Annotated in this window: 23 protein-coding genes; 15 read left to right on the forward strand and 8 right to left on the reverse strand. The window is 53.4% G+C overall.

Annotation, left to right across the window (positions count from 1 at the left end; genetic code table 11):
* Both B2Z72_RS10200 and B2Z72_RS10205 read left to right on the forward strand, forming a co-directional pair.
* Positions 1–903, forward strand: a 903-nt coding sequence (locus B2Z72_RS10200) for a GGDEF domain-containing protein (RefSeq protein WP_296985520.1), incomplete at its 5' end; no start/stop codon positions are given.
* A complete protein-coding gene (locus B2Z72_RS10205; protein WP_296985523.1) occupies positions 903–1,955 on the forward strand; it encodes an AraC family transcriptional regulator in 1,053 nt (350 codons plus the stop codon). The genes B2Z72_RS10200 and B2Z72_RS10205, both read left to right, overlap by 1 nt.
* Before the next feature lie 5 nt (positions 1,956–1,960).
* On the opposite strand, the gene B2Z72_RS10210 is transcribed toward B2Z72_RS10205, so the two are convergent.
* Together B2Z72_RS10210 and B2Z72_RS10215 are read right to left on the reverse strand one after the other, a co-directional pair.
* Positions 1,961–4,387 (reverse strand): fatty acid cis/trans isomerase, encoded by a 2,427-nt coding sequence (locus B2Z72_RS10210; protein ID WP_297004730.1) that lies wholly within the window; start codon positions 4,385–4,387, stop codon positions 1,961–1,963.
* A gap of 142 nt (positions 4,388–4,529) precedes the next feature.
* The gene (locus B2Z72_RS10215) at positions 4,530–5,198 is read right to left on the reverse strand and encodes a glutathione S-transferase (protein ID WP_296985525.1); all 669 of its coding nucleotides are present in this window, start codon (positions 5,196–5,198) and stop codon (positions 4,530–4,532) included.
* Positions 5,199–5,487: 289 nt separating this feature from the next.
* Here B2Z72_RS10215 and B2Z72_RS10220 point away from each other — a divergent pair, with 289 nt between their 5' ends.
* Complete coding sequence (locus tag B2Z72_RS10220; protein WP_296985526.1) at positions 5,488–5,727, forward strand: hypothetical protein; 240 nt, start codon at positions 5,488–5,490, stop codon at positions 5,725–5,727.
* A gap of 134 nt (positions 5,728–5,861) precedes the next feature.
* On the opposite strand, the gene B2Z72_RS10225 is transcribed toward B2Z72_RS10220, so the two are convergent.
* Genes B2Z72_RS10225 through arsC form a run of 3 tightly spaced genes read right to left on the reverse strand, consistent with a single transcriptional unit; the run spans position 5,862 to position 7,233 of the window.
* A complete protein-coding gene (locus B2Z72_RS10225; protein ID WP_296985528.1) occupies positions 5,862–6,266 on the reverse strand; it encodes a DUF2069 domain-containing protein in 405 nt (134 codons plus the stop codon).
* Complete coding sequence (wrbA, locus tag B2Z72_RS10230) at positions 6,263–6,883, reverse strand: NAD(P)H:quinone oxidoreductase (protein WP_296985530.1); 621 nt, start codon at positions 6,881–6,883, stop codon at positions 6,263–6,265. The genes B2Z72_RS10225 and wrbA overlap by 4 nt, the downstream gene beginning before the upstream one ends.
* On the reverse strand, positions 6,883–7,233 hold the full coding sequence (gene arsC / locus B2Z72_RS10235) for an arsenate reductase (glutaredoxin) (protein WP_296985533.1): 351 nt from the start codon (positions 7,231–7,233) through the stop codon (positions 6,883–6,885). The genes wrbA and arsC overlap by 1 nt, the downstream gene beginning before the upstream one ends.
* A gap of 178 nt (positions 7,234–7,411) precedes the next feature.
* On the opposite strand from arsC, the gene B2Z72_RS10240 reads away from it, so the two are divergent.
* The gene (locus tag B2Z72_RS10240) at positions 7,412–8,656 is read left to right on the forward strand and encodes a YihY family inner membrane protein (protein WP_296985535.1); all 1,245 of its coding nucleotides are present in this window, start codon (positions 7,412–7,414) and stop codon (positions 8,654–8,656) included.
* A 28-nt stretch (positions 8,657–8,684) separates the two neighbouring features.
* Entirely contained in the window at positions 8,685–10,034 is a 1,350-nt protein-coding gene (locus B2Z72_RS10245; protein WP_296985537.1) for a DUF3422 family protein, read from the forward strand.
* Between the two features lie 55 nt (positions 10,035–10,089).
* Here B2Z72_RS10245 and B2Z72_RS10250 read toward each other — a convergent pair whose 3' ends face one another.
* Together B2Z72_RS10250 and B2Z72_RS10255 are read right to left on the reverse strand one after the other, a co-directional pair.
* On the reverse strand, positions 10,090–10,779 hold the full coding sequence (locus B2Z72_RS10250; RefSeq protein WP_296985540.1) for an LrgB family protein: 690 nt from the start codon (positions 10,777–10,779) through the stop codon (positions 10,090–10,092).
* A complete protein-coding gene (locus tag B2Z72_RS10255) occupies positions 10,772–11,239 on the reverse strand; it encodes a CidA/LrgA family protein (protein ID WP_296985542.1) in 468 nt (155 codons plus the stop codon). Before B2Z72_RS10255 ends, B2Z72_RS10250 begins: the two co-directional genes overlap by 8 nt.
* A gap of 96 nt (positions 11,240–11,335) precedes the next feature.
* On the opposite strand from B2Z72_RS10255, the gene B2Z72_RS10260 reads away from it, so the two are divergent.
* The 3 genes from B2Z72_RS10260 to B2Z72_RS10270 all read left to right on the forward strand — a co-directional run bounded on the left by B2Z72_RS10260 (position 11,336) and on the right by B2Z72_RS10270 (position 14,007).
* Positions 11,336–12,238, forward strand: a complete 903-nt coding sequence (locus tag B2Z72_RS10260) for a LysR family transcriptional regulator (RefSeq protein ID WP_297004732.1) — start codon at positions 11,336–11,338, stop codon at positions 12,236–12,238.
* Positions 12,239–12,503: 265 nt separating this feature from the next.
* Positions 12,504–13,160, forward strand: coding sequence for a hypothetical protein (locus tag B2Z72_RS10265; RefSeq protein ID WP_296983427.1), 657 nt, complete (start codon positions 12,504–12,506; stop codon positions 13,158–13,160).
* Positions 13,135–14,007 (forward strand): hypothetical protein, encoded by an 873-nt coding sequence (locus B2Z72_RS10270; RefSeq protein WP_296983426.1) that lies wholly within the window; start codon positions 13,135–13,137, stop codon positions 14,005–14,007. Before B2Z72_RS10265 ends, B2Z72_RS10270 begins: the two co-directional genes overlap by 26 nt.
* Here B2Z72_RS10270 and B2Z72_RS10275 read toward each other — a convergent pair.
* Complete coding sequence (locus B2Z72_RS10275; RefSeq protein ID WP_296983425.1) at positions 14,001–15,848, reverse strand: DUF885 domain-containing protein; 1,848 nt, start codon at positions 15,846–15,848, stop codon at positions 14,001–14,003. The genes B2Z72_RS10270 and B2Z72_RS10275 overlap by 7 nt on opposite strands.
* 291 nt (positions 15,849–16,139) lie before the next feature.
* On the opposite strand from B2Z72_RS10275, the gene B2Z72_RS10280 reads away from it, so the two are divergent.
* The 7 genes from B2Z72_RS10280 (at position 16,140) to B2Z72_RS10310 (ending at position 22,387) form a co-directional block, all read left to right on the forward strand.
* Positions 16,140–17,093: a DUF4892 domain-containing protein gene (locus B2Z72_RS10280; protein ID WP_296983424.1), complete on the forward strand. Its 954-nt coding sequence runs from the start codon at positions 16,140–16,142 to the stop codon at positions 17,091–17,093.
* 2 nt (positions 17,094–17,095) lie between these two features.
* Positions 17,096–18,031 (forward strand): patatin-like phospholipase family protein, encoded by a 936-nt coding sequence (locus tag B2Z72_RS10285; protein WP_296983423.1) that lies wholly within the window; start codon positions 17,096–17,098, stop codon positions 18,029–18,031.
* A gap of 119 nt (positions 18,032–18,150) precedes the next feature.
* Positions 18,151–19,083 carry a 50S ribosomal protein L3 N(5)-glutamine methyltransferase gene (gene prmB, locus B2Z72_RS10290; protein ID WP_296983422.1) on the forward strand — a complete coding sequence of 311 codons (933 nt, stop codon included), beginning with the start codon at positions 18,151–18,153 and terminating at the stop codon, positions 19,081–19,083.
* A gap of 85 nt (positions 19,084–19,168) precedes the next feature.
* Positions 19,169–20,263: a chorismate synthase gene (aroC, locus tag B2Z72_RS10295; protein ID WP_296983420.1), complete on the forward strand. Its 1,095-nt coding sequence runs from the start codon at positions 19,169–19,171 to the stop codon at positions 20,261–20,263.
* A gap of 95 nt (positions 20,264–20,358) precedes the next feature.
* Positions 20,359–21,513: an MFS transporter gene (locus B2Z72_RS10300; RefSeq protein ID WP_296983418.1), complete on the forward strand. Its 1,155-nt coding sequence runs from the start codon at positions 20,359–20,361 to the stop codon at positions 21,511–21,513.
* Positions 21,514–21,572: 59 nt separating this feature from the next.
* Positions 21,573–21,821, forward strand: a complete 249-nt coding sequence (locus B2Z72_RS10305) for a hypothetical protein (RefSeq protein WP_296983417.1) — start codon at positions 21,573–21,575, stop codon at positions 21,819–21,821.
* Between the two features lie 179 nt (positions 21,822–22,000).
* Complete coding sequence (locus B2Z72_RS10310) at positions 22,001–22,387, forward strand: phasin family protein (RefSeq protein WP_296983416.1); 387 nt, start codon at positions 22,001–22,003, stop codon at positions 22,385–22,387.
* Positions 22,388–22,427: the final 40 nt, after the last annotated feature.

Below are 22,427 nucleotides of genomic sequence, written 5' to 3' on the forward strand. Positions count from 1 at the left end.
TGCATTGACCGGTTGAATCTACCGATACTGATTTTTGGTCTGGCACTGCTTTCACTGCTGGCCAGCATAGGTGTCAGTGAACCCAAGCACTGGCAGGAAATTGACTGGCTGGATGTGCTGGGTGAGGGCGGCAGCGCCATGGCGCTGGCCGTGTGGGTCATTCTGGTACTGGGCAGCAGACCAGCGGGGCGCGTCACTGATTTGCTGACACTGGGGCTGGGCTTTATGTTTATTGCCATGTGGCAGGATAACCTCGACGAATTTCTGCGCATTCCTGCAGAACAGTGGTGGGATCACTGGCTGGAATCCGGGGCGATGCCGATTGGTATTGCCATGCTGACCTATGGTTTATTTCATTGGCACAGCGAGCAGCTGGCGATCAATCGCCAGCTGGAAAAACGTGAGCAACTTTTCCGCGAACACCGCTTTATTGATGGTCTGACTCAGCTCGGACGCATTGATTATCTGCGCCAGCAACTTGAGCGTCAGCTGCAGACGCAACCTCAGGCACCCATCTCTGTGGTGATGGCAGGTATTGAATATTACCCGGATATCGTGCGCCAGCTCGGACATCGCAATGCGGACCGCCTGCTGCGGGAAGTGGCCGAAGTCATTACTCTGAATCTGCGTCGCCAGGACGTTATCTGCCGCTATGCCGGCGATCGTTTTGCCCTGGTGCTGCCGGATACCAATGCACAGCGGGCGCTGAATATTGCCCTCGAGGTATCACGCGCGGTAGCGAATTTCGCTTTTAAATCTGACTCTGGCGACAGCCATTATCAGCGCTTACTGACCGGCGTTTATACTTCCCATCAGAATGAGGGAGCAGAGCAGATTATCCTCAGCGCGAACCAGGCAATGGAAAAAGCCGGTGAGCACAACGGCTGTTTTCAGGTCGCCTGATGATGCAGCCTCTCTGGTACGAATGTGATGAAAAGTATTTGCCGGCGCATTATCAGCCGGCATTGCTGCTTGATCTGTTGTTAGCGCGCGATATCAGCAGCCACAAAGTACTGCGCGGAACCGGACTTTTTTACGACGATATTATCGCCGGTGAGCAGAAGGTGTCACCCAATCAGCTGCGGCTGTTAATTGCCAGCGGGCAAAAATTATTGCCGGAACCGGATCTCAGCTTTCGCTGGGGCGAAAACCTATGGCCGGGACATTACGGCCCCGGCAGTCAGTTGCTCAGCAACGCACCGGATCTGCGGCATGCACTGAAAGCACTGGTGCATTTCCGTCGCAGTCTCAGCCCCTTGCTGGCACCGCGGGTGTTTGAAGATGAGCGCTATTGCTATGTGCAGTGGCTGGACTCATCCGGCCTGCAGGATCAGCACCGCTTTATGACAGAAACTGTGATGATGGGGCTGACATCCATGGCGCGCTGGCTGGCAGGGCATTCGCTGCCGTGGCGCTATGGATTCAGTTATGAACGTCCGGAGCACAGTGAAGAATACAGCGTACGTTTTGGCTCGTCTGCGCTGCAGTTCGGACTGGGTGCGGACGTTATGATTATCGAGAAAAAATGGCTGGATGTGCGCTGGCCGCGCGGTTCAGCCACGGCATTTCAGGCGGAATGGCAAAGAGCAGATGCCGCCCGTCGTGGAGAAGCTGAAGATGGTTTCTGCGAAGCGGTATATCACTGGCTGATACGCCATCTGGAGAGCGGCTGTTCACTGCCTGAAGCCTCCGAGGCATTTCACATGAGCCCGGCCACGTTCAAGCGCAAACTGAAGAAACACAACACCCAGTTTCAGGCCCTGCAGGACCTGGCCAGACTGCATATCTGTCTGTATCTGCTGCATGTGAAAGGCATGAATAATGAGCAGGTGGCAGCGCACCTGCACTTTAACGACATCACTAATTTCCGCCGCGCATTCAAGCGCTGGACGGGGCTGACGCCAAGCGACAGCCGGCAGCAGTTTTTACTGATGCCGGACAGCGCTCTGCTTTAACCGCATCAGCGGTTTTCCAGACGGTTATAATCGAGAATGCCGGCATTCAGCGGATCATGCTGGCTGTACCAATGACGGATATCATCGCTGTTCTGCCAGAAACGTTCGCTGGTGCGGCGCACACCAAAGCGGTCCATCATTTTTTCATAGTCGTCATCATCCTGCATATTCACAATGGCATTGACGAATTCTTCTGCGCGGAATGATGTGAGACGGTAAAACGCCGATGGATAAGAGCCAAGAATACCAGGCACAATGGTCAGATAGTCTTCCGCCGGCAAGCGGTTATTTTCTTCGTACAGCAGGCCGGTCAGGTTGCTGTGGCCACTGTTACGCAGAATGGTAAATACTTGGGAACTGCCGTTCATATTGTCCAGCGTCAGAATGGAAATCTCCGGCATTTCTGTAGCGGCCCGGCCGCGCACACTGTTCAGACGGTTCAATACACTGAGTTCACCTGGCAGTACGTGATCCGCCAGTGTGTATTTATTGTCCAGTTCATCTTTCAGCAGCGTCTGAATTTTACCAAACAGTTCCAGTTTCGGATGATCGGTCTTGTATTCAATGGCCGGATCGGCCAGCACGTGTTCTTCGTAGTTGACCAGGTGTTTACGCACCCGTTCACTGGTATCGCGGTACCAGTAATTGGCCAGCCGTACGCGTTCATCATGCGGCAGCAGGGTGAGGAAATTGTGCTCACCTTCCATGCGCAGGAAGTCCATGTACAGACGGGTATTCAGCTGATGGCCAATATTGCCGAATACATCAAATTCCGCCACCAGCAGGTAGTGGATACGCTCCAGCAGGGAATAGTCTACCAACCAGGCCGTTTTGGGTGGTTGGCCAACCGTTCCTTTGACTACAGTCGAGCTGTCAAAATGGCGGAAGATTGTCAGTGCAGCATTCGGGTTGTGATCGTCACCACGCCATAGCATGGAGAGTGACTGACGGCGTTCGCCTGGGAAACGGTCTATCAGCCAGGCATTCAGCGCGTCCAGATATTTATCGTGCAGCCAGGAGTATTTGATCCAGTTGGTAACAATCCCGGTGGCGCTTTCTTCCGTACCCGGTAGTTTCAGATTGTCACTTTGGGATTTAAGAAATTCAGAATAACTGCTGCCGCTGAGATGTTTTGGTTCGACAAAAAATACCCAGAAATGATCGTCGATTACGTTTAACGCAACCTGACCCCGGCATACCGGACCTTTAATAAAACCGGTAATGGTGTATTCCGCTTCTTCCAGCATAAAACGGTAGCGCGCGGAAATCGGGATATCTTCAAACGCAACAAACGGGTTGGCAGAAATATCGGTGTCGTAACCCGGCAGTTCCTTCACTTCGTAATCCGGCTCAATAAACATCGAGCGGATCCATTCCATGCGTTCGCTGCTCAGCTGGTAGGGCATGTGGGTTTTTGCCACGACGCTTGAGTCGTCCGGCATCAGCCGATAATAGAACTGACCACTGATCCCCAGTTGTGGATCGTCATACGGGCGACGTGTCGGAATCGGTTTGATCGGAAAACCCGGTGGTGTTGCAGAACGTACCAGCTTGAACCAGAAACGTGGACGTTCTGTGTTGGCAGTGCCGTAGCTGTCTTTGTTGAACAGAGGAGTATCGGCAAAATACAGGCTGGCCAGGAACCAGTGTTCATAAACATAACGCGCGGTCAGGCGATGTTTGTTGTCAGTCTCGTTGAGGAAGCTTTCCCAGTCATCCACCTGCTGCTGAATGTCTTTCGGCAGTTTTGGGCTGGCCGCCATCGGCGCGCCACCTTTGATCCAGCCTGACAGTGTGCTGTATTCATTAGCTGACAGCGCCGGCAGGGCGTAAGGCATGCCCCACAGCGGGTGATCTTCTTCGTAGGCATGCATTTCGCTGCTGGTCGGACATTCCTGCGGGCGGTTCAGGCCCAGACTGAAATCATCTTCATCGAGAATGTCGTCTGCTGGCAGCGGATTATTGGCTTTCAGTGCCAGCATGCGATACAGCACGCTGTTGGCCATGTTGATAGCCGATGTCTGGTTGCGCTCGTTAATGACCGGGAAAAAATCTTTCGCGCGCCACTCTTCAATGGTGGTGGCGTCAATGCCCAGACGGGTCGGTTCACTGGCCAGCAGACGGGTACCGTTGTAGACCACCTGCTTGCTGGCACCACGCATAATGCCGTCGGCGGATGAGAGTTTCAGCTGACAAGGAGCATCGTAACAGCCATGGCAGACGACGCAGCGGTTTTCCAGAATTGGTTGAACTTCCTGATGGTAATACGCTGCCCCATGGCTGTCGGCTGACAGTTTGTGGTCAAAAATCTGCGTTTTACCGAACAGCTCATCTTCGTTCATGCCGATAAAGCCGGCAGTCGCACAGCCAGCCAGCAGCAGGGAGGCGAGTATAATTTTTAAACGGCGTGGCAGCGCACCTGAGAATTTCATATCAGCTTCCGGTCTGAGAATTACAGCGCGATTATAGCTGTGGTGTGAGTGATGGCCAGATAAAAACGACACCGGAGAGCCCGGACAGACTGCTCCATTAGCGGAACAGTCGTGTGTTTTTTGCCAGTGCGGAAAAGGATGCTCAGGCGTAATCGTATGGGCCGCCTTTCTGCAAGGCTGTGCGGTAAGTGTCCATGGCGTGTACCTTATCGATAAAGCGTTTAATGGCGGGATAATCCGCAGAATTGATGCCGCGGTGCATCGCAGCTTCCAGCGGAAATATCATCTGAAAGTCAGCACCGGTCATCTGCTCACCGGCAAACCAGGTGTTGTTGCTCAGGTGTTCTTCGACGTATTTCAGGTTGTTTTTCAGGTTCGGACCGGAATAGGCACTGATGGCTTTATCGGCGATAGCACGGGCAATCGGGCGCACAAAAAATGGCATCGGCGCTTCTTTGATTTTGTTAAAAACCAGTGTCATGACCAGTAACGGCATCAGGCTGCCTTCGGCGTAATGCAGCCAATAAAGATACTGCCAGTAGGTGGCACTTTCCCGGGCGGGTAAAAAACGCCCCTGATCGTAGCGGTCGAGCAGATATTCGATAATCAGGCCGGATTCGGCGATGGTGTTGTCACCGTCGGTAATCACTGGCGATTTGCCCAACGGGTGTACCGCTTTCAGTTCAGCCGGTGCCAGAGAGGTTTTCGGGTCGCGGTCGTAGCGCTTGATGTCGTAGTCGACACCGAGTTCTTCAAGCAGCCAGATAATGCGTTGTGAGCGTGAATTGTTCAGGTGGTGGAGAGTAATCATGGATAGTCCCTTTCAGTGTGTATGACAGAGTAACAATCTTAATGTCAGCATGATGCATAAAGGTGTAACTGAGAACGAGTGCTGTTTGTGCCAATCGGATCAGGGGCGTTTTTTGCCTGGGGTCTGCGCATACCGTCACCGTACAACCTCAGCGGCCCGCAAAAACAGTCCAATTCCTGCAGGATAGCGATTACAATGCCTGCACAGATCAGTCTGGCCTACAGACCTGCCTTTGACGGCAGTTGTGGTTGGCTGATTCACTTAACAAGCAAGACAGGTGTCAGTGGTTATGGAACGTATTGAGCGGGACTTCTTCGCCCGTGATGAAGAAGATCAGCAGGCTTTTCTCAGTCAGACCTGGTGTAACCAGTGTATGGAAGCCGATCTGGGCATGGTTGAACCGGTCGAGTATGAGCTTGATGGTGTGGTTTATGTTGAAGGTAAATGCTCTAAGTGTGGCGACGTTATGGTCACTGAGATTGCCGATGACAGCACCGACGGCGACTGGGGCGATGGCGACGACGAATAAGTTGTTGCAGCCGGAGTCACGCTGAAAAGCCGAACACAAAAAAACGGGTTATACCCGTTTTTTTGTGTCTGCGCTTTTACATCAGCTCAGCTTCAACTCTGACCTCTTAACTCTGACCTCTAACCCCTGACCCCTTAACTCTGACGGGCGATGTCCGCTTTCGCCCAGCGCGTATACAGCATGCTGGAGAGGAACATCAGGAAAGAACTGACGGTCAGCAACCAGCCCCACAAGGCCGCACCCGGAGTAAAGGCCAGCAATACACCGAGCACAAAGTACAGCATCGACATATAAGAAAGCCATGCCGAGGTTGAGTGCTTACGTTTAATCAGACCCGGTACGAATAACAGCAGTGGCAGGATTTTAAACAACCAGATACCAAGGCCTGAGAGCACATACAACAGGCCGGATTCAATATCATCCGGCGCGCTGGCATAGGTTGAAAACAGCAGGGTTAATACCGCTGCCAGATAGCACAGCACCATCAGCCGGTAGGCCGTGCGGGTTGCTTTGCTCTGGCCTGAAGATTGTTCGCTCATGCCGGTTCTCCTTTCATCATTACACTCAGAGCACCGGCCATACGGGCAAGGCGTTCACCCTGGGCCTGACACAGCTGGATTTCTTCTTCACTCAGGGCGTTTTCGCCATCACCGCCGCTGACATGGCTGGCACCATACGGTGTACCACCCCCGTGGGTTTTCAACAGGCCGGCCTCACTGTAAGGAATGCCGGCAAACACCATGCCGTGGTGCAGCAGAGGCAGAGCCATGCTCAACAGCGTGGATTCCTGACCGCCATGCATGGAGGAGCCTGAGGTGAACACGCCGGCCGGTTTATTAATCAAGGCACCGGTCAGCCACATGGCACTGGTGGAATCGATAAAATATTTCAGCGGCGCGGCCATATTGCCAAAGCGTACCGGGCTGCCCAGCAGCAGGCCGCTGCAGTGCTTCAGATCGTCGGCGGTACAGTACAGTGCGCCATCTTCGGGTACTGCCGGTAAGGTTGCTTCGGTATCGGCAGACACGGGTGGAACGGTGCGCAGACGGGCTTCATAGCCAGAGGCTTTTTCCACGCCGCGGGCAATCTGGCGGGCCATGGCCGCCGTTTTGCCGTGGCGGCTGTAATAGAGCACCAGAATATAAGGCTGGCTCATTAAACGATCTCCAGCACCTGCTCAGGTGGGCGGCCGATACGGGCTTTTTCACCGTTGATTACGATCGGGCGTTCAATCAGCTTCGGATATTCGATCATGGCGTTGATGATGGCATCGTCGCTCAGGGATTCGTCATCCAGTCCGGCTTCTTTGTATTCAGCTTCTTTTTTGCGCAGCAGGTCGCGGGCACTGATGCCCAGTTTTTTCAGAACACTTTTCAGTTCAGCAGCCGATGGTGTGTCTTTCAGATACTCGATCACTTCCGGCTCGATGCCTTTTTCCTGCAGCAACGCCAGAGTTTCACGGGATTTGGAACAGCGTGGATTGTGGTAAATCTGAATTTCGCTCATGCTTATATCCATGTTGTTTGAATGACAATGTCTGAATGAGGTGCTGATTGCACCGCCATTCTAACAAATTGTGCTGTTGAATGACGCAGTAAATAAACCAGCCGGGCCGGTAACCAAGCTCTTTAATTAAGATCTTTAACTGCAGCCGGGCCTGCAGAAGGATATTGGGGGAAACGCATTGGATTCTGACGTTCCGTTATCGCGCAGTCGCCGGACGCTGAAAATTCTCTGGCACACCATCAAACGCTTTGAAGGGGAAGAGCGCCGGCGCGATGCTGCGGCGCTGACTTACACCACGCTGTTTGCACTGGTGCCGGTGATCACTGTGATTTACGCCATTCTCAGTGGCATTCCTTCACTGCAGAGCTGGGGCGGGCAGGTCAATGATCAGCTGCTGGGGTATCTGATGCCACAGGGCAGTGATGCGGTCTCGGATTATCTTAAGCAGTTCAGCCAGCAGGCGCGCAAGCTCACCTGGATCGGTGTGCTGTTTCTGTTCGTCACGGCGTTTATGCTGCTGCGTACCATCGAAATGCAGTTCAACAAAATCTGGAATGTGGAAAAACCGCGCTCCAGATTACAGACGTTTTTCCGCTATTGGGCAGTGCTCAGTCTTGGTCCGTTATTGTTTGGTGCAGCGCTGGCTACCAGCTCATTGATTGCTTCATCTTCTTTGTGGAGCAGCTTTGGTCAGGCGCCGGCGCTGGCGCAGTTGATTCCGTGGCTGTTGAGCAGTGGCGCGATTACCGCTTTGTATATGCTGGTGCCTAATTGCCGGGTGCCCTGGCGTCATGCACTGCTGGCGGGATTTCTGGTCGCGGCGGTGTTCGAGCTGAGCAAACTGCTGTTTGCGGAAGTTGTCGGTCTGTTCCCGTCTTATCAGCTGATTTATGGCGCCTTTGCCGCCGTGCCTTTGTTTCTCACCTGGATGTATATCTCGTGGATGCTGATTCTGCTGGGTGCCGAACTGACCTTCAGTCTCAGTCATTATATTTCCACGACGCCGAGAAATTTACCGGTGCTGTGGCTCAGGCTGAGACTGGTGGACGTGCTGTGGGCGCGGCAACAGGCGTCTTTGCCAACGGATGAGGCCAGTCTGGCGGAAGCACTGAGTGATCTGCGCGGTACTGAAATTAACGAGGTATTGGCCTGCGGACATGCCCATGGCTGGCTGACGGTCAGTCAGGAACAGCAGTGGCTGTGGCTGAAAGATGTCCATACTCAGCAGCTGCAGCAGCTGCTTGGTGATTTATCGCTGGACGAACTCCGGCGCCCGGTGCCGGATGTACTCGATCTGGATGCGGAATTACGTAGCCGCTGGCAGAACTGGCTGCAGACACAACACCAGTGGCACCAGAGTCTTACCATGCCATTAGCTGAAATGATGACAAAACCCTGTGCTGAAGGACAATCGAAAAGCTGACCCCACTCACCTACACTCGGGCTTATTTATGGAACGTTTGGAACGCGCTGATATGAAAAATGCACTGCAGGATGCTGCACCCGACATCCCCAGTTCAGCAGTATCGCTGAAAGTACATCAATGGCGATCGGCTCTGTATGAAGAGCTGCACAACCGGCCCTCGCCAGTGATCGAAGGGCCTTGTCAGGTTTCGCATTTTACCGTGCTGCTGGATAACAACCGCGAAGAGCTTTACCGCCATATCGTTGATCTTTGTAAGCGCTTCAGTGTGCCTGAGCCATCGCCGGATTCGTCCTGTCTGTATCAGGATTTTGGTGGGTTTGAGCTGCGCTGGGAGCGCCATACCGAATTTGCCAACTTCACCTTCATCTGTCCGGATGTGGAAGCCTTCTCTTCTGAAGCGCTGAATTTTGTCCCCAAAGACTGGCTCGCTGCCATGCCGGGGGAGCTGGTCGTAGCGGTGAATCTGGTGGTGACCGACGAAGAGCCGGATGAGAAAAAACTCTATCAGTGGTTTGAAGGTCAGCGTGTGTCCGGGGCCTGGATTGCGGATAAAAAATCCCAGGTGTGGACGGCGTTTAAATTACACAGTGATGGGTTCGGCCGCATGGTGACCTGCAATAAAGGTCTTACGCCGTATCAGTGCGGGCGCCTGGTACAGAGGCTGTTTGAACTGGAAACCTATCGTTTAATGTCGCTGATGGCGTTACCGATTGCACGCAAAATGAGCAATCAGCTGGGCGATGTGGAAGAGAATCTGGCCACTCTGAATCAGAGTATTTCGGATATTGCCGCGGATAAAGATGAGCGCGTTCTGCTGCAGGAGCTGTCGCAGCTGGCGGCTGATGTTGAACGCTACCGCTCAGACACCAACTACCGCTTCTCCGCAGCGGTCGCCTATCACGATCTGGTTCGTGACCGGCTGAACCAACTGCGGGAAGAGCCCATAGAAGGAATGCAGTCGTTACGTGAATTCCTTGAACGGCGGCTGACGCCGGGTATTAAAACCTGTAATTCCGTGCGCGACCGGTTAGAGGATCTGTCGCGCCGGATTCACCGGACGACGAGTCTTTTGAGAACGCGTGTGGATTTGTCCATACAGGAACAGAACCAGCATTTGCTGTCGTCGATGAACCGGAGGAGTCAGTTGCAGTTGCGCCTTCAGCAAACTGTTGAAGGGCTTTCCGTGGTTGCCATCGGTTACTATGTGCTTTCATTGTTGGAGATCGGCTTCGTTGGATTAAAGGCAGCAGGGCTGCCATTGAATACAGACCTGGCGAAAGCGATCGCCATGCCTGTGGTGCTCGGTGTTGTTTACTGGGGCGTTCACAGCCTGCGTAAACACATTACTCAGCGCTCCCATCCAGCAGGAGACTGACGACGAAAATACATCGTTAACAAGCGGCGTCGGAGTCATTGACCGGGCTGGTTTCTCAGCCCAGCAGCGATGACAGCCAGGGTGCGCTCAGCACCATGGCGACGCCGGTGAAAGTCATAGTGAGACTGGCGATCACGCCTTCTTCACTGCCCAGCTGATGGGCTTTGGCAGTACCGGCTCCGTGGGAAGCAGCGCCCAGCGCTGCGCCACGGGCATGAGACGTTCTGATGCCTGCCATACGGAACACAGGGTCACAGAGCAGCATGCCGGTAATACCGGTAATCAGCACCAGAATAGCGGCCATATCCGGCACACCACCAAAAGCCAGCGTTGCCTGCATCGCAAACGGCGTTGATACCGAACGGGTCAGCATGCTGTGGGCAATCTCTTCCGGCATCGGAAATAACTGCACCAGAATCCACGAAGACAGTACGCCGGCGAACAGGCCAAAAATCACACCTGCAGCGAGCGTAACCGGGTAGCGGGTGATGATTTTACGCTGCTGATAAATTGGCAGGGCAAAGGCAATAGTTGCCGGGCCGAGCATCAGTACCAGGTAATGGTTCAGCGCAAAATAATCGTTGAGAGGGATTTTCATCCCCAGCACCAGTGCAATCACCGCAATCGGCGTGAACAGGATAGGCGTGAAAATAAAGATGGGTTTGCGACGGTACAACGCCTTGGCCAGGTAATAAATACCAATGGTTGCAGCCAGGCTTACGATGGCGGCTAACGTATCAGGCATGACTGCTTTCTCCCGGCATGTGCTTATGCGCCCGATGGGTGTGTGCCTGATGTAAGTGGGCACGTTTTTCCATGCGGAATACGCGGTCGACAACCAGTGCGGTAGCCAGCAGCACAACGACGGTACCGACAATAACGGCTGACAGAATCGCCAGCAGATCATGACGGATCTCAGACCAGTAACTGATGATGGAGACAACCGGCGGAATAAAAAACAGCAGCAGTTCTGCCAACAGCCAGTGCGCACCGGCGGCGACGGCTTTTTCCGGCAGAATTTTGCAGGCCAGCAGGGTCAGAACCACCGCCAGGCCGACGATGCTGCCTGGGATCACCCAGTGTTCGGCATCAGCAATCAGAGTACACAGCCAGAACAGCAGGCAAAGTCCGGCCAGTTGAAAGCAGACCTGAATAGCAAGAAAGGTTTTATTGATCATGGTGACCGGCGTTGTGCTGTGAAGCATTCTGTTCTGGATGATTTAACAGGGTCAGTGTAAATCGCTTCAATAGATAATTATAATGAATGTTAAATATGTATTTAGTGAAAAAAGGTTATGTAAATGGATTTGCGCGTGATGCGTTATCTGGTCGATATCGTCGATCATGGCGGCTTTGGTAAAGCGGCAGAAAAAGTCCATCTGACTCAACCAGCGCTGAGTAAGGCGATCCGTGGGCTGGAAGACGAGCTGGACGTACAGCTGCTGGAGCGCGGGCGGCGTGGCGGCAGTCCGCGACTGACGGCTGCCGGGGAGGTTGTCTACCGGCATGCGCTGGAACTGCTGAGCGGCCGCAAGCGTATGCTGGAAGAACTGGACGCTATGAAAAATCTGCAGAGTGGTGACCTGTATATGGGGCTGGCGCCCCTGGGCAGTGCTGACCTGTTCGCTCCCGCCATCGCGCGTTTCCGCAGCCGCTATCCGCATATCCGTATTCACCTGCTGGAGCGGGGCGGGACAGAACTGGAGCAGGCGTTACGTAATGGCGAGATTGAGCTGGCGACCACCATCGTCCGCGCTGACAAGGATTTCGACTGGCTGCTGGTACGGGATGACCCCATGATGGTGGCGCTGCCGTCCAGTCATCCCTTAGCCGCCGAGCCGGGTATACGTTTGCCGCAGCTGGCGCAGACGCCGCTGGTGACGTTCGAAACCACCTTTGTACTCAACAGCATGATTCAGGAAGCCTGTCTTGCCAGCGGTTTTGAAGCTCAGGAAGTGACCCATGTAACTCAGGCGGATTTTGGTCTGGCACTGGTCGCCGCCGGTTCCGGTGCCATGCTGTTGCCCAAACTGGTGGCCGAACGTCTGCATGTGCGCGGCGTAGAACTGCGCCCTCTGCAAAGTTCCTCACTGCGCTGGCAGCTGTCACTGATCTGGCGCCGTGAAGCGCCGTTATCGTTCGCTGCCCAGGCCATGGTCAGCATTATCCGCGAGTTACGTCAGGTAGAGCCGACCGCTGGCTGAGCTGAAAGCGGTGGCTACCCTGAATTAAGGCTGGGTGAATGAGTCGTAAGCAAAGGAGCGGCAAGGTCTGACAGCTAAGCGGCAATAGCTGAGGAAAAGCGGCAATCATTTGCTGAAAAAGCGGCGGGATTCTGACGAATTCCCCTTGGTAGTACTGATTTTAATTCCTAACCTTTTGATTTTTATATAATTTTCCTCTCTGGCTTGGTAATTGCTGAATGTCCGCCAAAGGCCCTTTAATCAGGGTACAAGCAGAGGACATGACGTGGATATCAACAATTCGACCTCATATCAGAACCTGATGCGTTCACTGGGCAGTCAGAATGTGACGGCAACAGATACTGAACAGGCGGCATCAGCATCACAGAAAGCGGATTACAGTAGTGTGGATACCGATCGCGTATCCGTTTCCCTGCGGGCGGAAAAGCTCAGCCGAATTTCTTCCGAGTTTTTTTCCGGCACCATTAATTCGCAGCAGATTCCCGATCTGGTCAATCGCCTGTATGAAGACGGTTTTCTGACAAACGATGACTATCGCGATCTGGGCGGTGACGCTCAGAGTGTGTCAGCCATTACCGAAGCTGCCGGTTTTCTCAGCCAGTTTGTTATGGGTGAAGCCGTTGACGGAGATTCTGAAGCGGCACGCTCTCTGATTAATGTGATTGAAGTCATTGATGGTATTGACCAGACCAGCAGCGCGCTGGGTCGCAGAAAAGAAACTGAAGCCTATGAGTTTGTAGCCAATTATACCGACTTACTGGAGGAGGCCGGGGCGCCGGCGTCCGTCATTGACGGCTTTAAAAATGTCATGGATGTGCTCGGCGCTCTGGATGCCGTGCGTAAAACCGAACAGAGCACAGGTGCTCTGACCAGCTATGCGAGTGTTCAGGAAGCTTATGACGATTTATTCAAAAACAGTTAAGCGTCCTGCCCAGGCGCTGGTTTTTCTGCTGGGTTTTCTGCCTGCTGTCATGTTGTCACCGCTTGCGCTGGCCGATGGCCTGTTCTGGTCCACCGAAGGGCCTTCAACACCGGAGAGTGGGACAGGTACAGAATTTGGCCGCAGCCTGCTGAGTTTTACCACGCCCTTGAGTCAGCGTTCGGTCGGCTCCGAAGCGGTGAAAAGCTCTTTTCATTTCGATATTACCGAATTTCGCTGGAAGGGAACGACGGCAGCTCAGAGCGAATATTACTGGGTGTCTGTGCCACTGGAATACCGGCAGAAACGTGGCCGTTCAGCGGAATTTATCGTGCGTGCCGAACCGGGTCTGATGACGGATTTTGAAGCGCTGGAATCCGATAATATTGCCATGAATGTGGATCTGATCGGACGTCTGCATCGCCGCGACGGCAGCTTCTGGCAATTCGGTGTCACGGTTGATCGTGTGTTTGGTGATTTTAATCCACGCCCGGTGGTCGGTGCGGCATTTAAACCAACGCGCTCAACGGAAGTGCTGCTCGGCTTTCCGCGTACACGCATTCAGACCTCATGGAATGAATCATTAGCCACGTATTTCCGCGTTGCACCGGAAGGTGGTGTGTGGGAAGAAGAAATCACCGGCCAGACCGGTACGTTCCGTACGGCTTATACTAACTGGAAGATGGGTTTAGGCGTGGATTTTCACTGGCAGGGGGCCTTCTGGCTGAACGCCGAAGTTGGTCAGATGCGTAATCGCCGTATCTGGTCCACCGATGATACCGGCGCCAGCGTGGTGGCCACGCCGGCGCAGGACAGTTACTGGCAGACCGGTATTTCGTTGCGTTACTGAGCGTTTGCTGTGGCTGCAGCTTCATGTTGCAGCGCGCCATTTTCCGACCACTGCTGCATGATATCGGCAAGAATATCGAGTGGCAGCGGTCCATGACTCAGCAGGGCAGAATGAAACGCGGCCAGATCAAAATGGCTGCCCAGTTCATCTTCTGCGCGCTGACGGATTTCCTGAATTTTCAGTTCACCGGTTTTATACGCCACCGCCTGACCAGGCATCACCAGATAGCGGTTAATGGCTGCTTCTGAATCGGCACGGGAAAACGGCGTATTTTCCATGCGGTAATTAATGGCCTGTTCACGGCTCCAGCCTTTGGCATTCAGTCCGGTATCCAGTACCAGACGAACGGCGCGCCATAATTCCATCACCAGCTGGCCGTAATGTTCCTGCGGCGTTTTATAAGCACCGATTTCCGCCGCTAGTTTTTCTGCATACAGTGCCCAGCCTTCACTGAAGGCCGGATACCGGATCGTACGCAGAAAATCCGGCAGGTTGCTGTTTTCCTGTGTCAGTGCAACCTGCATATGGTGGCCCGGTAATGCTTCGTGATAGAGCAGTGCCGGCAGGCGGCTGCGGGCAATATCGGTCATGCGCAGCGGATTAATGTAATAAATTCCCGGACGCTGACCATCACTGGAGGGTGGTTCATAAAATGCCACCGGGGAATTAACCGCACGGTAATCTTCGACCAGCTGAATCGCCACCGGGGTTGTTGGAATATCGGTAAAATAGTACGGCAGGCGGGCAGCAATTTCGTGCAAACGTAATTTCTGGAAGCCAATAAATTCATCGCGGCCCTGGGCGGTATTCGGGTAGCTGGCATCGTTACGGTTAATGGCGGCAAAAATGGTTTTCATCGGTGCATCACTGGCGCCTGTGTATCCCAGTGCCGGTGCCAGCGTGCGTATCTGCTGCTGGATGCGTGAAACCTCTGCCAGTCCGAGCTGATAAATGGTGTCGGCATCGGTTTGGCTGCTGGTGTAGTGGCTCAGTAATAACTGATAGTAATGGTCGCCATCTGCACGGCCACTGGCGGCAATATGCTGCGGTGCTTTTCTTTCCTGTTGTTCGATGATTCCAAGCAGTTTTTCATAAGCAGGTTTTACCTGCGTCAGCAGCGCTGCCTGAGCCTGACGTTGCAACAGATCGTGGGTGGATGGATACAGCGAGAGCTGATCGAGTTTGCGGTTAAAGTCGGCCCACAAAGGGGAATCGCCTTCGCTGCTGTTTTCCTGGCTGCTGTTTCCCTGATTGAAAGGAGCGCCCCGCAGAATATTGGCAATGCTTTGTTTGACCGCCGGATAAACAAATGCCGGCGGAATAATGCCTTCTGCTTCTGCCGCGCGGATGTTTTCTTCCCAGCGGTTGAACAGTTGTGGAATGGCTTTCAGGCGGCTGATGTAATCGTGGATGTCCGGGATAGATGACACCATGTGATGGTTAATCAGAATATCCACCACTTCAGTATGCCAGCCGCCCAGCTGACTGTAGGCATAATCATAGGAGCGGTAGGGTGCTAACAGCAGTCGCTGTTCCAGCTCATTTAACAGCACCCTATAGTGCCAGCGTTGTGGGTATTCGAGTGCTTCTTCGCGGATCTGTTTCAGCCGGGTCAGAAATTCCTGATAGCGGCGGACGCGGGCTTCGTCTGCTTCAGCGGAAATATCATCCCATTCAAACTGACCGCTGTAACCCAGCTGGCTGCGCAGTACCGGACTGTCGTCCAGTTCAGACTGGTAAAACTCATCAAACAGCGCACTGACGGTCTCGGCGGCAGTGTGTTTTTCATCGGCGGTTACCGGTGCTGTTGCGGCTTCATCCGCATCACCGCTGGCTGGCATCTGAGCGCAACCGGACATCAGTGCAGTGAATCCCACGCTGAAAAAAAGCAGCAGAAGAGGAACTTTTTTCAGTTTAGTGAATGAGGAGCAGGTAGCGGATGGAGAGATAACGACAGCGGCTGGGCTTGGCATAAAGGCTCACATGGCGATGACACAAAAAACAGCGCGCAGTGTAACAGCCGCAGCTATAAACGTCAGGGGCGTATATGAGTGGTGGGTAAATGTCGGTATGGCTCTTGTCTCGCGCCGGGCGAGGTATAACAATGGGTGGCGGTAATTAAGGAGTGGTGCATGCGCATGTTTAATGGTTCGCCCGAATATCAGAGTGAGGCTGGCACACGACCGGCCCGCAGGGTTTCTGCAGGCCGGTTACTGAAGGTATTACTGCCGTTGCTGGTGGCGCTGACCGCTGTGATGTCAGGCGCCGTGGTCCGTGCTCTGGATGCCTTTCCACAAAGTCAGTTGCAGGATGAAAAAAAGCAGCAGGTGGCAGGCTATCGTCTGGTGCTGTCGGAGCTGAAGCGTACCCAGGCGACGACGTATGGCGAACAGGAGCGGTTGCTTAATGGCCAGCTGTGGCGCCGTGTATGGTCGGTGGCTGAGCGCTTCCCCTGGGCTGTAGTGGCACGCCATTTTGCTGATCAGACTAACGGTGCTGATGTGCTGTATCAGTGTGAAGGTCTGGATTGTGGCAGTAATAATTTCTGGGCCAACGAGATCTTTGATAATGCCCGCCTGGTCGGGCGCGATCAGAATCAGTTTTATCAGGTGTCGATGAGCACCGCCGCAGACGGCACCAAAACCCTGTATGTGTTGTATGTGGTTCAGCGTGGTACGCGTCAGGTAATGATTAATCTCGACGAATTTACCACTAAGGATCAGGTCAAAGCGGTGGAAGTTACCGAAACTCAGATCCGTGAAGCGCTGAAGAGCTCGGCGGGCTGGTTACCGGGTTTTGAAACGGATGATGGCCGCCTTGATATACAGCGTTCCAGCGCCTTAATTGGTGAACTTAAATCCCTGACCCCCAGTCTCAAACGCCGTCTGTATCTGCTGGTGCATTGCTATGAAGCCAGCCATATGACAGACAACGTGCAGTGTTCGGAGCGTCTCGCAGAGCAGCTTAGAGTGGCCTCTTTCGATGGCCAGTACGAACTGAATATCATAGGGCAGGGCGCACTGACGCCGGCACCGGATGACAGTCTCAAACCGGCACTGCGTTTCATTTTCTGGCCAGGGAGATAAAGGTGAGTAACGGTAAAACCGTCGCGCTGGCATTGGGCAGTGGCGCAGCCCGTGGTTATACCCACATCGGGGTGATTGAAGCACTGGAAGCCCGGGGGTATGAGATTGTAGCTATTTCCGGCTGCTCCATGGGAGCGGTGATCGGTGGTTTTTACGCCGCTGGCAAACTGCAGCAGTACCGTGACTGGGTGTGCACTCTGAACTATATGGATGTGCTTAAGCTGGTGGATGTGACCCTGCTGTCCAACGGTGTTATCCGTGGCGATAAGCTCTACAACCGCATGGAAGAGATGCTTAATGGTCAGCTGATCGAAGATCTGAATATTCCCTTTACCGCCGTTTCCGTTGATCTCAAGAGCAAAAAGGAAGTCTGGTTTCAGAACGGTCCGCTGAATCAGGCGATCCGGGCGTCGGCAGCGATTCCCAGTGTTTTTGCGCCTGTGTGTGATGATGCCGGGCGCACCCTGGTGGACGGTGCGGTTCTGAATCCATTACCGATTACTCCGTGCATGTCTGCCCATGCGGATTACATCATCGCTGTAGACCTCAACAGTGATCTGCCGTTGCCGCAGGATCTGATGCCGGAAGAAGAGAAAGATAAAAACGAGGGGCGTCGTCTGCTGTGGATGAACTCGTTGCTCGACAAGGCCAGTCAATGGCTGGAAAACAAAAGTAACGCACGTAAACAGGCGGACGAAAACCTCGGTAAACTGGATATTCTCAATCAGGTTTTTGAGGTGATGTCGTCCTCCCTGACGCAGTACAAAGTTGCAGGCTACCCACCGGATCTGCTGATCCGCATGCCGGTGAAAGTCAGTGAAGTCTACGAGTTTTACCGTGCCGAAGAGATCATCGAAACCGGGCGGCATATTGCCGATGAAGCGTTGAGTGAATTCGAACAGGGCAACTCCAGCCGTTACGGCCGCATTATGGGATGACCGCCGAAGGCTTTTTTGCTGCAACGCCTGACGCATCCCGCCGCCTGAGCGGGAAAGCAGATGCTCTGAGCGCGTAAAAAAGGTAAACTGCGCGCTTTTAACAGGGCTGTCCACAGACTATGATCGACATTCGCCAGATGGCTGAAGAAGCCGCCGACGAACTGCACACCATTGCCGATATGATCCGCTGGTCGGTCAGCCGTATGAATGAGGCCGGCATCTACTTCGGCCACGGCACAGATAATCCCTGGGACGAAGCCGCGCTGTTGGTTACCCACGCGCTCAATCTTCCGTGGAATCTTCAGCCCCAGTGGCACAGCGCCCACCTTACCCGCAGCGAACGTCTGGCGGTTATTGAACTCCTGCTGATCCGCATTGAGCAGCGCGTGCCAGCGCCTTACCTGCTGGGCGTTGCCTGGTTCTGTGGTCAGCCTTATGTGGTTGATGAACGCGTACTGATTCCACGTTCACCGATCGGCCAGATGATTGAACAAAGCTTTGCGCCCTGGTGGCAGGGCGCTGTAGCGGACGGTAAGCCGGCACCGCAACGCATTCTGGATCTCTGTACCGGCAGTGGTTGTATCGGTATTGCCTGTGCGCATCAGTTTGAGCAGGCCGAGGTCGAGTTACTGGATATTTCCTTTGATGCGCTGGAAGTGGCCGACGAAAATATCATGGGCCATCAGGTGTCTGACCGGGTGATGGCACTGCAGTCGGATCTGTTTGCCGCCGCATCCGGTAAGTACGATCTCATCGTCTCCAATCCACCGTACGTGGACGCTGATGATATGAACAGCTTGCCGGATGAGTATCACCATGAGCCGGAACTGGCACTGGCGGCCGGGGACGATGGTCTGGATCTGGTCAGAATTATGTTAAAAGAAGCCCGTCAGTATCTGCATGATGACGGACTTCTGGTGGTTGAAGTGGGTAACAGCTGGCCGGCACTGGCGGCGGCTTATCCGCAATTGCCTTTTGTATGGCCGGAGTTTGAACGCGGTGGCCACGGGGTATTTGTACTGCAGGCAAAAGATCTGGACGGTTTCTGCTGAATGCAGATGACCCTCCATAATGATGTGCCTGAGTGAAGAACAGCGCAGAACAAAACAGCGAATTACGATAACGACGGGATAGGTTATGTCCGGAAATACTTTTGGCAAGAATTTTACTGTCACCACTTTTGGTGAAAGTCATGGCCTGGCATTGGGTGCCATTATCGACGGTTGTCCTCCGGGCATTGAACTGAGTGAAGCGGATCTGCAGATTGATCTCGACCGCCGCAAACCGGGTACCTCGCGTTATACCACTCAGCGTCGTGAAGCGGATGAAGTAAAAATTCTGTCCGGCGTATTTGAGGGTAAAACCACGGGTACCGCGATTGGCCTGTTGATCGAAAACACCGATCAGCGCTCCAAAGATTATTCCAATATTGCCAAAACTTTCCGTCCGGCCCACGCCGATTATGCTTACACCCAGAAGTACGGCTTCCGTGATTACCGTGGTGGTGGCCGTTCGTCTGCCCGTGAAACAGCCATGCGCGTAGCGGCCGGTGCTGTCGCCAAAAAAGTGCTGGCGGCCAAAGGCATTCAGGTACGTGGTTATCTGTCTCAGCTGGGTCCGATTAAGGCGGAGCAGTTTGATTGGGATCAGGTAGAACAGAATCCGTTCTTCTGTCCGGATGCCGGTAAGGTGGCGGAAATGGAAGAATACATGACCGCGCTGCGTAAAGAAGGCAACTCGGTTGGCGCTAAAATTACTGTGGTTGCCAGTGGCCTGATGCCGGGTCTGGGTGAGCCTATCTTTGATCGTCTGGATGCTGAAATTGCCCACGCACTGATGAGTATCAACGCGGTCAAAGGCGTGGAAATCGGTGATGGTTTTGCCTGCGTTGAGCAGAAAGGCACCGAGCACCGCGATGAAATGTCTCCGCAGGGTTTTCTCAGCAATCATGCCGGCGGCATTCTTGGCGGTATTTCCACCGGTCAGGACATCATTGCCCATCTGGCGCTGAAGCCGACTTCCAGTCTGGTGATTCCTGGACAGTCCGTGGACTCTGACGGCAATCCGATAGAAGTGGTCACTAAAGGTCGTCATGACCCTTGTGTGGGCATCCGTGCGACACCGATTGCAGAAGCCATGCTGGCCATGGTACTGGCCGACCATCTGATCCGGCATCGTGGTCAGAACGCCGATGTGCATTGCGAAACACCGGTGTTACCCGGCCAGATATAATGAAAAATGCCACCCTCATGGGTGGCTTTTTTTGGCCTGCGTTTACACGGAGAGACTAAGTGCCGGCTCAACCAACGCCTGTTTCCGGAAAAACTGTGGAAGTGCAGAACCCTCCCATGGCGCGCCTGTCGCTGTTTTATGTTCTCTATTTTGCGCTGCTCGGCTGTATCGCGCCTTACTGGGGGCTGTACCTGCAGAACCGGGATTTTGCCGCTGAAGATATCGGTCTGCTGATGGCCGGCTTTGGCCTGGTGCGGGTTGCGGCCCCGAATCTCTGGGCAGCGCTGGGTCCGCTTTTTCCTTCCCCGGTCCATATGGTGCGTCTGGCTGGCAGTCTGACGTTGTTGTGCTTTGTTTTTATCTGGCAGGCGGACAGTTTCAGCTCTGTATTGCTGGTGATGCTCGGCTATGGTTTTTTCTGGGCCGCCATGTTGCCGCAATACGAAGCCATCACCATGCGCGCGCTGGGGAATCAGATCGGACTGTACAGTCGTATTCGGGTCTGGGGCTCCGTGGGCTTTATCGTTCTGGTGCTGCTGGCTGGCTACCTTTTTGATCTGTTCTCCGTGGCCTTGCTGCCCTTCATTATGTTGCTGCTGATGAGCGGCATCGTGCTGAACAGCTGGCTGATGCCTGCAAGCACAGGGCATGTCCGGGAATTTCACGAAGGCGACGGTTTTTTACGTATTGCCGGGCAGGGTCCGGTTGTGCTGTTTATTCTGATGACTGTACTGCTGCAGATCAGCCACGGACCTTATTACACTTTCTTCAGTATTTATCTGGAAAGTCTCAGTTATCAGAGCTGGCAGATCGGTTTGTTGTGGGCCGTCGGTGTTGCCGCTGAGGTGATTCTGTTCTGGCAATTCCGTCACCTTGCGGAGCGGCTGTCGCTGAAGAACTGGTGTGTAGTCAGTCTGCTGCTGACCAGTATCCGCTGGTTGCTGATTGCGTTGGTACCGGGCAGTGTTGTTGTTCTGGTGATGGCTCAGCTGATGCATGCATTCAGTTTCGGTGCTATGCATGTTGTCGCCATGCGCTATGTGCAGATGTTTTTCCCGGCGGCTATGCAGGGACAGGGGCAGGCTCTTTATTCCAGTATCGGCTTTGGTATGGGCTCCGCCATTGGCGCCTGGCTGAGTGGATCACTGTGGAATGTACTCGGCGGCAGTGAGGTATTTGTTCTTGCGGGCCTGGTATCGGTCGTTGCTTTACTTTTAGTTACGTTTATCTTCAGGTCTGAAACAAATTGAAACAAAAAACAAGCAGAATATTATATTGGTGCTACGCTTTAAGCAGGAAGGAAATTGATATGAAAATTAATGTCACGTTCGATATGACGCCAGAAGAGTTCCGTAAAGTACTCGGATTGCCGGAAGTGCATGAATTTCAGCAGGAATTTTTTAACACCGTGCTGGAGAAAATGAAATCCGGAGAGGAAGGTTATGATCCTGTCAGCCTCTATCAGCCAATGTTTAATGAAAGCATGAATGCAGTTTCACAGTTTCAGAACATGATGTTCAAACTGATGGCCGGGCAGGGAGGGAGTGAGAAGAAATAGGTCAATAAAGGACACTATTGGCCGCATTGTTCAGTCTGGTTTTTTAACGTACGAAGAAATACTTAATTTACTGGAAAAATACTGAAAGAGATTGTTTATTGTCATTCTATTGTAAGACGTTACGTCTTACACTTCATGTGTCGCCGATACCGGTACTGGACTTTTGAAGGAGCAAGACTATGCAAGAGAACATTCTGAATGCATTTACCGAACAGGCTAAAACTATGTACGAGCCAATGGCGAAGTTTAATAGTTTGTTTGTCAGCAATATGGAGAAGTTGACCGAATTTCAACTGAATGCGATTAAGTCTTATGCGGAGATGAGCATCGATCAGATGAAGAAAGCGTCTGAAGTGAAAGACGTTGACTCAATGCAGTCCTACACTGCCGCTCAGGCAGAAAGCATGTCGGCTATGAATAAAAAAATTATGGATGACGCCAAGGCGCTGTCCGATATGGCCATGGAGTTCAAAACTCAGGTAGAAGGCGTTATGGAAGAGGCCCGCTCTTCTGCTGCTGCCACTGCCAGTACCAAACCGGCAGCCAAAGCCAAGTCTGCAGCCTGATATTGTCTGATATCAAAGGCCACCACCCGGTGGCCTTTTT

This window comes from Thalassolituus sp. UBA6592 (assembly GCF_002433655.1).
Taxonomy (GTDB): Bacteria; Pseudomonadota; Gammaproteobacteria; order Pseudomonadales; family Oceanobacteraceae; genus Venatoribacter.

Bases quoted from the DNA above. Each gene is read 5' to 3' on its own strand.
- B2Z72_RS10205 (WP_296985523.1), top strand. From the start codon at position 903: ATGATGCAGCCTCTCTGGTACGAATGTGATGAAAAGTATTTGCCGGCG.
- B2Z72_RS10210 (WP_297004730.1), bottom strand. From the start codon at position 4,387: ATGAAATTCTCAGGTGCGCTGCCACGCCGTTTAAAAATTATACTCGCC.
- B2Z72_RS10215 (WP_296985525.1), bottom strand. From the start codon at position 5,198: ATGATTACTCTCCACCACCTGAACAATTCACGCTCACAACGCATTATC.
- B2Z72_RS10220 (WP_296985526.1), top strand. From the start codon at position 5,488: ATGGAACGTATTGAGCGGGACTTCTTCGCCCGTGATGAAGAAGATCAG.
- B2Z72_RS10225 (WP_296985528.1), bottom strand. From the start codon at position 6,266: ATGAGCGAACAATCTTCAGGCCAGAGCAAAGCAACCCGCACGGCCTAC.
- wrbA (WP_296985530.1), bottom strand. From the start codon at position 6,883: ATGAGCCAGCCTTATATTCTGGTGCTCTATTACAGCCGCCACGGCAAA.
- arsC (WP_296985533.1), bottom strand. From the start codon at position 7,233: ATGAGCGAAATTCAGATTTACCACAATCCACGCTGTTCCAAATCCCGT.
- B2Z72_RS10245 (WP_296985537.1), top strand. From the start codon at position 8,685: ATGGAACGTTTGGAACGCGCTGATATGAAAAATGCACTGCAGGATGCT.
- B2Z72_RS10250 (WP_296985540.1), bottom strand. From the start codon at position 10,779: ATGCCTGATACGTTAGCCGCCATCGTAAGCCTGGCTGCAACCATTGGT.
- B2Z72_RS10255 (WP_296985542.1), bottom strand. From the start codon at position 11,239: ATGCTTCACAGCACAACGCCGGTCACCATGATCAATAAAACCTTTCTT.
- B2Z72_RS10260 (WP_297004732.1), top strand. From the start codon at position 11,336: ATGGATTTGCGCGTGATGCGTTATCTGGTCGATATCGTCGATCATGGC.
- B2Z72_RS10270 (WP_296983426.1), top strand. From the start codon at position 13,135: ATGACGATTTATTCAAAAACAGTTAAGCGTCCTGCCCAGGCGCTGGTT.
- B2Z72_RS10275 (WP_296983425.1), bottom strand. From the start codon at position 15,848: ATGCCAGCCAGCGGTGATGCGGATGAAGCCGCAACAGCACCGGTAACC.
- B2Z72_RS10280 (WP_296983424.1), top strand. From the start codon at position 16,140: ATGCGCATGTTTAATGGTTCGCCCGAATATCAGAGTGAGGCTGGCACA.
- prmB (WP_296983422.1), top strand. From the start codon at position 18,151: ATGATCGACATTCGCCAGATGGCTGAAGAAGCCGCCGACGAACTGCAC.
- aroC (WP_296983420.1), top strand. From the start codon at position 19,169: ATGTCCGGAAATACTTTTGGCAAGAATTTTACTGTCACCACTTTTGGT.
- B2Z72_RS10305 (WP_296983417.1), top strand. From the start codon at position 21,573: ATGAAAATTAATGTCACGTTCGATATGACGCCAGAAGAGTTCCGTAAA.
- B2Z72_RS10310 (WP_296983416.1), top strand. From the start codon at position 22,001: ATGCAAGAGAACATTCTGAATGCATTTACCGAACAGGCTAAAACTATG.